At 69.2% G+C, this 7,444-nt stretch carries 8 protein-coding genes; 3 read left to right on the top strand and 5 right to left on the bottom strand.

Annotated features, from left to right (window positions below; genetic code table 11):
- Window positions 1-620: 620 nt before the first annotated feature.
- The 4 genes from BCD48_RS38170 to BCD48_RS55180 all read right to left on the bottom strand — a co-directional run bounded on the left by BCD48_RS38170 (window position 621) and on the right by BCD48_RS55180 (window position 3,343).
- On the bottom strand, window positions 621-1,760 hold the full coding sequence (locus BCD48_RS38170) for a WD40 repeat domain-containing protein (protein ID WP_071053248.1): 1,140 nt from the start codon (window positions 1,758-1,760) through the stop codon (window positions 621-623).
- Window positions 1,761-2,092: 332 nt separating this feature from the next.
- Window positions 2,093-2,299 carry a cupin domain-containing protein gene (locus tag BCD48_RS57000; protein ID WP_241842317.1) on the bottom strand — a complete coding sequence of 69 codons (207 nt, stop codon included), beginning with the start codon at window positions 2,297-2,299 and terminating at the stop codon, window positions 2,093-2,095.
- On the bottom strand, window positions 2,296-2,814 hold the full coding sequence (locus BCD48_RS56995; protein ID WP_491677199.1) for an alpha/beta fold hydrolase: 519 nt from the start codon (window positions 2,812-2,814) through the stop codon (window positions 2,296-2,298). The genes BCD48_RS57000 and BCD48_RS56995 overlap by 4 nt, the downstream gene beginning before the upstream one ends.
- A gap of 13 nt (window positions 2,815-2,827) precedes the next feature.
- Window positions 2,828-3,343: an alpha/beta fold hydrolase gene (locus BCD48_RS55180; RefSeq protein ID WP_071053247.1), complete on the bottom strand. Its 516-nt coding sequence runs from the start codon at window positions 3,341-3,343 to the stop codon at window positions 2,828-2,830.
- Between the two features lie 91 nt (window positions 3,344-3,434).
- Here BCD48_RS55180 and BCD48_RS38155 point away from each other — a divergent pair, with 91 nt between their 5' ends.
- On the top strand, window positions 3,435-4,085 hold the full coding sequence (locus BCD48_RS38155; RefSeq protein WP_241842316.1) for a TetR/AcrR family transcriptional regulator: 651 nt from the start codon (window positions 3,435-3,437) through the stop codon (window positions 4,083-4,085).
- A 101-nt stretch (window positions 4,086-4,186) separates the two neighbouring features.
- Here the strand turns inward: BCD48_RS38155 and BCD48_RS38150 are convergent, their stop codons facing one another.
- Window positions 4,187-5,611, bottom strand: a complete 1,425-nt coding sequence (locus BCD48_RS38150; RefSeq protein WP_071053246.1) for a dihydrolipoyl dehydrogenase family protein — start codon at window positions 5,609-5,611, stop codon at window positions 4,187-4,189.
- 651 nt (window positions 5,612-6,262) lie between these two features.
- Here BCD48_RS38150 and BCD48_RS38145 point away from each other — a divergent pair.
- Complete coding sequence (locus BCD48_RS38145; protein ID WP_071053245.1) at window positions 6,263-6,607, top strand: DUF1622 domain-containing protein; 345 nt, start codon at window positions 6,263-6,265, stop codon at window positions 6,605-6,607.
- Between the two features lie 197 nt (window positions 6,608-6,804).
- A complete protein-coding gene (locus BCD48_RS38140; RefSeq protein WP_071053244.1) occupies window positions 6,805-7,392 on the top strand; it encodes a DUF421 domain-containing protein in 588 nt (195 codons plus the stop codon).
- Window positions 7,393-7,444 lie beyond the last annotated feature (52 nt).

Here is a 7,444-nt window from a genome sequence, read left to right as displayed (position 1 = left end):
TCTTTGACGTCGGTCCACTCGACCACACCTGGGCCGACGAAACAGTCGCGGCAATCACGGCGATCTTGTAACGGCTGCCCGAGCGCCTGCCTGATAGGTCCGAAGTCGTCCCCAGGAACTGGGGCGTGTCCGGGCGCCGTTGGGGGCGCTGGGACCCAAATGGTTTGTTGTCGGCCGGTGAGGGTGATAGACCTGATCACCATGTCGAGATGGAAGCTCCTTGACGAGTGGGGCGATGATCTTCCTGGGCTGTCGGTGGAGCAGCTGCGCGAACGCTTGGAACTCGCGAGGGACCGGGAACGGGCTTCCGACCGGAGGGGAATGGGGCGTAACCCGAAGGCACGACGACTATGGCGGCGGAACCGACAAGCCGTCGAAGCAGAGTTGGAACGGCGGCTCGCGGACCCTCGTTGATGGGGGAACCCACGTTCGCCAGAGCAGGTCGCGTGTAATCACGCCAGAGCCGAGCGCGATGACGCGCCTGTCTCGCGCGACGTGGAGGCGTACTGGCGCGGCATCGAGGGAAAGAGCGGCGGCAGTGCCGGCCACCACGACTCCCTGCCCGCCGCGTCCCGGGTATCCGTACTGCGAACGTGTCAGACCCCGTTCCTGCCACCGCCCTACAGCGAGCCCCAGACCTTCACGTCTGCGTCGTCGGTGACGCTCGCGAGAAGCCGATCAGACAAGTACCTGACGGTATGTACCCTGCCGTGGTGCGCCTCCCATGAACGAAGCAGGCGGTACGGTGGCGCCGCGACGCTCCACAACTCGATTCCGCCCGTCGAGGTCCCCAGGGCGAGCGTCGCACCGTCGGCGGAGAACGTCAGGGAACTGACGCTTCCACTCCGCTCCAGTACGGCGAACTCGGTGAGTATGCCCGCCGAGTCGGTGGAGCTCCACAGGTGGACGTCTCCCACGTCAGAGGCCGTGGCCAGTAGCCGAGGGCGCGGTGCCGCCGCGATCGCGCTCGTCTTCGAGCTCGTCTTCGTGCCGTGCACGACGGCGTGTCGAACGTCCGGCTCGCCAGACGGCGCGAGGGAAAGGAACACGGTCTCGCCGCCTTCCTTCAGTATCACGATCGTTCTGGGTGCCACGAACGCCATGGCCGCGACGGGGCCCGATGGCGCGACGGGCTCGGTGGCCGGCAGGTCGTCCGGGAACGGCACCAGCGTGCGCCGCGTCCCGGTGTTTGCCTTCCCGGTGGCTGTCGGCCAGCTGGCTGTCGGCCACGCGAACACCTTGCCGCTCTTGTGGCCCGTGATCATCAGTTCTCCGTCTGGCGAGAACGTGACGGCCTGGGTGTCGCGGACGTCATATTTGAAGTCGGGAAGCTCCTCGCGACCTGTGGGCTCGCCATCGGACACTCGCCATACATTCAGTGCGGGCTGGATGTCGGTGCCCCCGCTGACACCGACCGCCAGAAAATCTCCTCGGGGCGAGAAGTCGGCCACGAACCGACCGGATGGCATGGACTCCCGGTGCGACTCTGATATTTGGAGCGGATCGGCCGTGTCGTACACCCTGAAATCCCCAGGCAAGGCGCAGACAACCATGACGTGGGCTGCGGGGAATGCGGCGAGCCCGGAGACGTCACCGTTCAGGTGAACGGTGCCGCTCGGGACTGCCTCGGCCCGGCCCGGATCTCGCATCCACAGACCCGTTCCCACGGCGGAGGAGAGCAGGACGCCACCGGCGATCCCGCCGACGAGCCCGTGGACCGTGCGCATCCAGACGCGGGTCTCTGCCCGTCGGTCGTTCACATGATCAGCGTCAGGGGCTCGCCGCTGGCCGCCGGCTCGGGTACACGTTGGGAAGCGGCGGCCAACCGTCTGGCCCATGGCGGCCGGCGAGCCTTGGACGATGCGTCGACTCGCGCAGAGCGCGCGTGGAGCGCGAAGGCCATACCGTGGCCCTGCTCGCCGGGGATCCGGCGAGGACCTCGTACGCTGACACCCTCTTCCAGCTCTTCCAGGTTCGACGAGCTGTGCCTCAGTCATGGCGCCGAGCGCGGTTTCTGCCTGGTATTGCGAGTAGAACGGCGAGACGTATACGGCTCCTCTTTCGCCTTCAGCGCCTCATGGGGTGCTTTCCGCTAGGCGTAGTCGGTGGCTGGCTCCGTGGCGTACCGGGCCATGACGCCGACGACGGCCTCGCCGGTCGGCGCTCCGCCCGGTCTGATCATGTCACGCAGGTCGCGGAAGTACTGGACGTAGAGGTCCGGGGTGAAGGTGTTCAGGAGCACCGCTGGCTCGTCGCCGGGGTTGGCGAAGGTGTGCGGCGCCCCAGGCGGCACCATCACCAGTGTGCCCGCCGGCGCGTCGTAGGCGGTGTCACCGACGGTGAAACGGGCCGTGCCGCGACCATGTAGAAGCCCTCGTCGTGGCGGGCGTGCCGGTGCTGGGGCGGCCCCTCGGTATGCGGCGCGAGGGTGATCTCGCCGAGGCCGAGCCGGTGGGCCGTGGTGGTGCCGTCCTCGAGGATCCGCATGGTCACGGGACCGCTGACCGTGAGCTCGCCCTCGCCCGGAGGGACCACCGAGACCTCGGCGCGGCGCAGGACCGCCGACCTCACGGCGCGCAGGGTCTGCCCGGGTGTCTCCAGCTGCGGGAGATGGCCGGTGCCGCGCAGCAGGGTGTACGTCGCGCCCGGGATCGCGGCGGCGTAGGCCCTTCCGTAGTCGGGGTCGGCTATGCGGTCGGCCTCGCCCCACAGGACGAGCGTGGGGATCCGGACCGCGGCGAGCCTGGCGGCCAGCCCGGGGTCGGTCATCGATGTGCCGCCGTAGACCGCGAGCGCCGCGTGGTTGCCCGCCATGAGGGCCTGTGCCTCAGGGGGCAGCGCCGTGGGGTCGATCCGGAACTGGTCCGGGGCGTAGTAGCTGTAGTTGGCGGTAGCTGTAGTTGGCGATCTTCTCGAGCGGGAGGGCGAAGAAGTCGACGACCGGGTGGCCTGCCACCTCGAGGCCGACCGCGTCGATCAGCACGGAGCCGGTGACTCGGGGCGAGCCGAGGATCGCCGTCTCCGCCGCGATCCAGCCTCCGAGGGAGTTGCCGACGACGGCCACGTCGGACAGCCCGAGCTCGGCGACCAGGGCGTCGTACAGGGCGGCGAGCCCGCCGACGGTGGCGAGCTCGTCGGGTCGCGGGGTGCCGGCGAAGCCCGGGTGCGTCGGGACGATGACGCGCACGCCGCCGGCCGCGACGAGCCGCTCGCCGAAGGCGCTGACCGTCTGGGGCCCGCCGCCGCCGTGCAGCAGCAGCACCGGGCGGCCTTCTCCGCTGTCGTCGAACGTGACGGGCACCGTGCCCGCCTCCGAGGTCCGCACCGTGCGCGTGGTCGTCATCCGGTCCTCCAGCTCACGAGAGTCAACTCTCACGAAAACCGTATCGATTGCCGGGTATTCATGCAAGTGCACTCTCGTTATGAGAGTCGACTTGACCGAGCGGGCAGGATGGCTCACTCTGGGCCGCGTGACGACATCGGCGGTGCCCGCGCCCAGCGGGCGCGCCCACCAGAAGGAGCGGACCCGGACCGCGATCGTCGAGGCCGCTCGCTCGCTCATCAGGTCGGGCACCGAGATGACCATGCCCAGGGTCGCGCAGACCGCCCGGGTGTCGGAGGCCACCGCGTACCGCTACTTCCCCGACCTGTTCTCGCTGGTCCAGGAGGCGAACGTCGGCCTGTGGCCGGATCCCGCCGAGGCGCTCGCCCCGGTGGCCGCCAGCGCCGACCCGGTCGAACGGATCGGCTTCGCCACCGAGTTCCTGCTGCGTGGGGTGGCCGCCTACGAGGGGGCGGTCAGGGCTGTCATCGCGGGAACGGTGACGCGGCCGACGGCCGCCGCGACCCGTCCCTTGCACCGGTTCGGCCTGATCGATCATGCGCTGGCACCCGTGGCGGCCGAGATGGCCGCCGCCGACGCCGCCGGCTGGGATCAACTGCGGCACGGCCTCGCCGTCGTGATGAGCGCCGAGGCGTACTTCACGCTCACCGACCTGTGCGGGCTTCCACCCGACCAGGCGATCGCGAGTGCGGCCGACACAGCCCGCACGCTGGTCGCCGCCGCACTCCGCCACGTCGGATAGCGCCACGCTGGAACCGCCAGATCCGGAGCAGTACAGGGCGACTCCGGCGGCTCAGGACACCTTCCACAGGCAAATGGTGTCGTCGGCGCTCTCGAAGGGAGTCACAGGCCGTACGCCTCCAACAGTTCCAGCCAGATCTCGCTTACGGTCGGGAACGAGGGGACGGCGTGCCACAGCTGGTCGAGGGGGACCTCGGCGGCCACCGCGATGGTCGCCGAATGCAGCAGATCAACCACGCCGGGAGCGACGAAGGTGGCGCCGAGCACGACGCGGCGATCCTCGTCGACGACCAGTTTCGCGCGGCCGGTGTAGCCCGTGGCCTGCAGTTGGGCGCCCTCGACCGCGCCCATGTCGTAGTCCGCTGTGCGCACCGCGAAGCCGTCGGCGCGGGCCCGGGACTCCGTGCGGCCGACCGCGCAGACCTGCGGGTCGGTGAAGATGACCTGGGGGGTGGCCCGGTCGTCGGCAATGTCGCGTAGCCTCGGCCGGTCGTCGGGCTGGCCGCCAGCGCGGGCGGCGATCACGTCGCCGCACACCCGGGCCTGGTACTTGCCCATGTGGGTGAGCAGGTTGCGGCCGTTGACGTCGCCGACGGCGTACAGCCAGCCGTCGGCGATGCCGGTGGCTCGCGTGCTCGCGTCCACCTCGATAGGGCCGTCCGCCGTCAGGCCGACAGTCTCCAGGCCGAGGTCGCCGACGGCCACCCGGCGGCCCGCGCCAACGAGGATCTCGTCGGCCTCGACCCGCGAGCCGTCGTCGGTCTGGACGGTCACTGGGCCGTCCGGGAGCGGCCGCTCGACCCGGATGGGCGAGCGGCCGAGGCGCACGTCGATGCCCGAGGCTCGGAACGACGTCGTCAGCAGCTCACCGGCGAACGGCTCGGTCCGGGTGAGCAGCCGGTCGTCGCGTACCAGCATGGTCGTCTCCTCGGCGCCGAGGGCGTGCAGTGCCTGGGACATCTCGCAGCCGACGGGCCCACCGCCGATCACGACCAGGCGCTTGGGCACCTGCTGGACGGCGGTCGCCTCCCGATTCGTCCACGGGCGTGCCTCCCGCAGCCCGGGTACGTCCGGGATCGCGGGGTCGCTGCCGGTCGCGACCACGACGGCGTGCCGGGCCCGCAACGCCCGGGTTCCGCCGTCCGGCGTCGTCGCCTCGACCCGCAGGGGCCTGGCCAGCCGCCCCCGACCACGGACGAACGTCGCCGGAAGGTTCTCGATCCAGCTCACCTGGCCGCCGTCGTCGAGGTGGGAGACGGCCTCGTCGCGGCGGGCCAGCACCGCGGCGGTATCGATCGGCCCGCGCAGCTCCGGTCCTGGCATCCGGCTCACCTCGGCGGCCAGGTCCACCGGCCGCAGCAGCGCCTTGCTCGGAACGCACGCGTAGTAGGCGCACTCACCGCCGGCCAGACGCTCCTCCACGATCGCCGCCGTCAGACCGCCCCGGACGGCGCGGGCGGCGGCGATCTCCCCGACCGGTCCCGCACCTATCACGATTACATCGAAAACCTCGTCCGTGTCCGTCATGAAACCTCCGCCCCTTTTACCGTCGGTCACACCACTGCGCATCATCCCCAGCCGACTGACGGGCGAACCGATGATCTCGAACGGGTCACGGTTTCACGGGTGGTCACAGTAGGTGATCTACCGCAGCATGTCATTCATGCCCGCTGTGTCCTGCCCCGGAGACTGGTCGATCATCTGGGTAAGTGTCATACCGTGTGGCGAGCGAGGAATCCTGCAGCGCGGGACCGGGCCGCGGTGGGATTATCGACACCCTGTCCGTTAACGACACATTCGCGCGGCGAAAGCCCGTGAAGGCATCGGTGGTCTTCACTGTGAAGGTGCTCCTCATTTCAGGTGAACAAGCTCTCGACAAAGCCCAATCTTCTCACCGCTGGCACCTCGGTGAAGGCCGATCACCAGGCCGGTGATCCGCCTGTTGCTTGCCGACGTCGACAGAACGTTGGCCACGTCGGATAAGGTCCTGACCGGCCGCGCCATCGACGCGGCCCGCAGGCTGGGCGACGCGGGCGCGCGTTTCGCCGTCACCGGCCGCCGCCCCGTCGCATGTCGATGCTCGCCGAGTCGCTCGCCCCGACCGCCCCATCGCCGCGTCGCGCTCCTTCCCGAAATGGCGCGGAACAGTCGGGCCGAGATGGGGGCTGAGGAGCATACGTGGAGTTTCAGCAGGTTCTGGAGACCGTGGTTAAAGGCGTCGAAGCGGCGGGTGTAGCCGTCATCGTCATGGGAACATTGGCCGCAACGATCCTCGCCGCATTCCGCCTGCGTCCTGGAGAACAGTCCACCTACCGTTCCTACCGCGAGAATCTCGGACGTTCGATCCTGTTGGGATTGGAGTTCCTTGTTGCGGCGGACATCATCCGCACGGTCGCCATCGCACCGACATTCACCAGCCTGGGTGTTCTGGGTGTGATCGTGCTGATCCGTACCTTCCTCAGTTTTGCGATTGAGCTGGAGGTCACCGGGCGGTGGCCCTGGCAGAAAAGGGAGAGTGATTAACGTCGTCACGGAGGTAAACGCGCCCGCCGCGCTGCTGGTTCCAGTCGAAACAGTTCCGCCGGCCGCGGAGGAGAACGATTGCGGGGCAGAACGAAACGGCCTCCGACATGCCCTCGCCGAATTCTTCGTGCAGCCCCCGGCACGGCGGTGGCGGCTGTGAACACGGTAGGGAACCGCGCTGCGCGACGAGGCGAGGCATGCTGACGGCCGCGTGGAGTCAGCTCGGCTGGACCGCCCTGAAGGCGTTTCTGCTCTACCTCACCGCGCTGTTCCTCCTACGTGCGGGGGAACGGCGTACCCTCGCCGAGCTTGCCCCTTTTGACGTCGTCGCCATGGTCGCCCTCGGGGCGATCCTCGGGCGCACCGCGACCGCCTCCGACACCGCCTACGCGGTCGGCGCCGTCGCCCTGGTCACACTCGTCATCGCACACCGAATCGTGGCTCGGGTCCGGATGAGCCGCCGGAGGGTCTTCCGTCGACTCCTCGAACACTCTCCCACCATTCTCGTCTATGACGGTGTCATGCGCGACAACGCACTACGCCGCTGCCGGCTCACGCCCGAAGACCTGTACTCCACGCTGCGCTGCAAGGGCATCGCCGACTTGTCCACGGTTCACCTCGCCATCTTCGAACCAGAAGGACGCCTCAGCATCCTCCGCGTCGGGGAACCGGACGGTGACCTCGTCCAGGCAGCCCTGCGCGATGCAGCGAGCGCGAGGGACGCAGCCCATGACGGCATCGGCGGGAGCGGGGACGCGTGGCGCCGCGACGGCAGCGAACTCTGACGACTCGAGCGGCTGGTCGTCGACGACCAGGGTGGGCCGGCCGGGTGGCGGC

It is taken from the genome of Pseudofrankia coriaricola, assembly GCF_001854805.1.
Taxonomy (GTDB): domain Bacteria; phylum Actinomycetota; class Actinomycetes; order Frankiales; family Frankiaceae; genus Pseudofrankia.
This window is presented reverse-complemented; position numbering and strand designations above follow the sequence as displayed.

What these genes read in the sequence shown, in the direction of transcription:
- BCD48_RS38140 (WP_071053244.1), top strand. Translation starts at nt 6,805, where the DNA reads ATGCTGACGGCCGCGTGGAGTCAGCTCGGCTGGACCGCCCTGAAGGCG.
- BCD48_RS56995 (WP_491677199.1), bottom strand. Translation starts at nt 2,814, where the DNA reads ATGGCGGGCAACCACGCGGCGCTCGCGGTCTACGGCGGCACATCGATG.
- BCD48_RS38150 (WP_071053246.1), bottom strand. Translation starts at nt 5,611, where the DNA reads ATGACGGACACGGACGAGGTTTTCGATGTAATCGTGATAGGTGCGGGA.
- BCD48_RS55180 (WP_071053247.1), bottom strand. Translation starts at nt 3,343, where the DNA reads ATGACGACCACGCGCACGGTGCGGACCTCGGAGGCGGGCACGGTGCCC.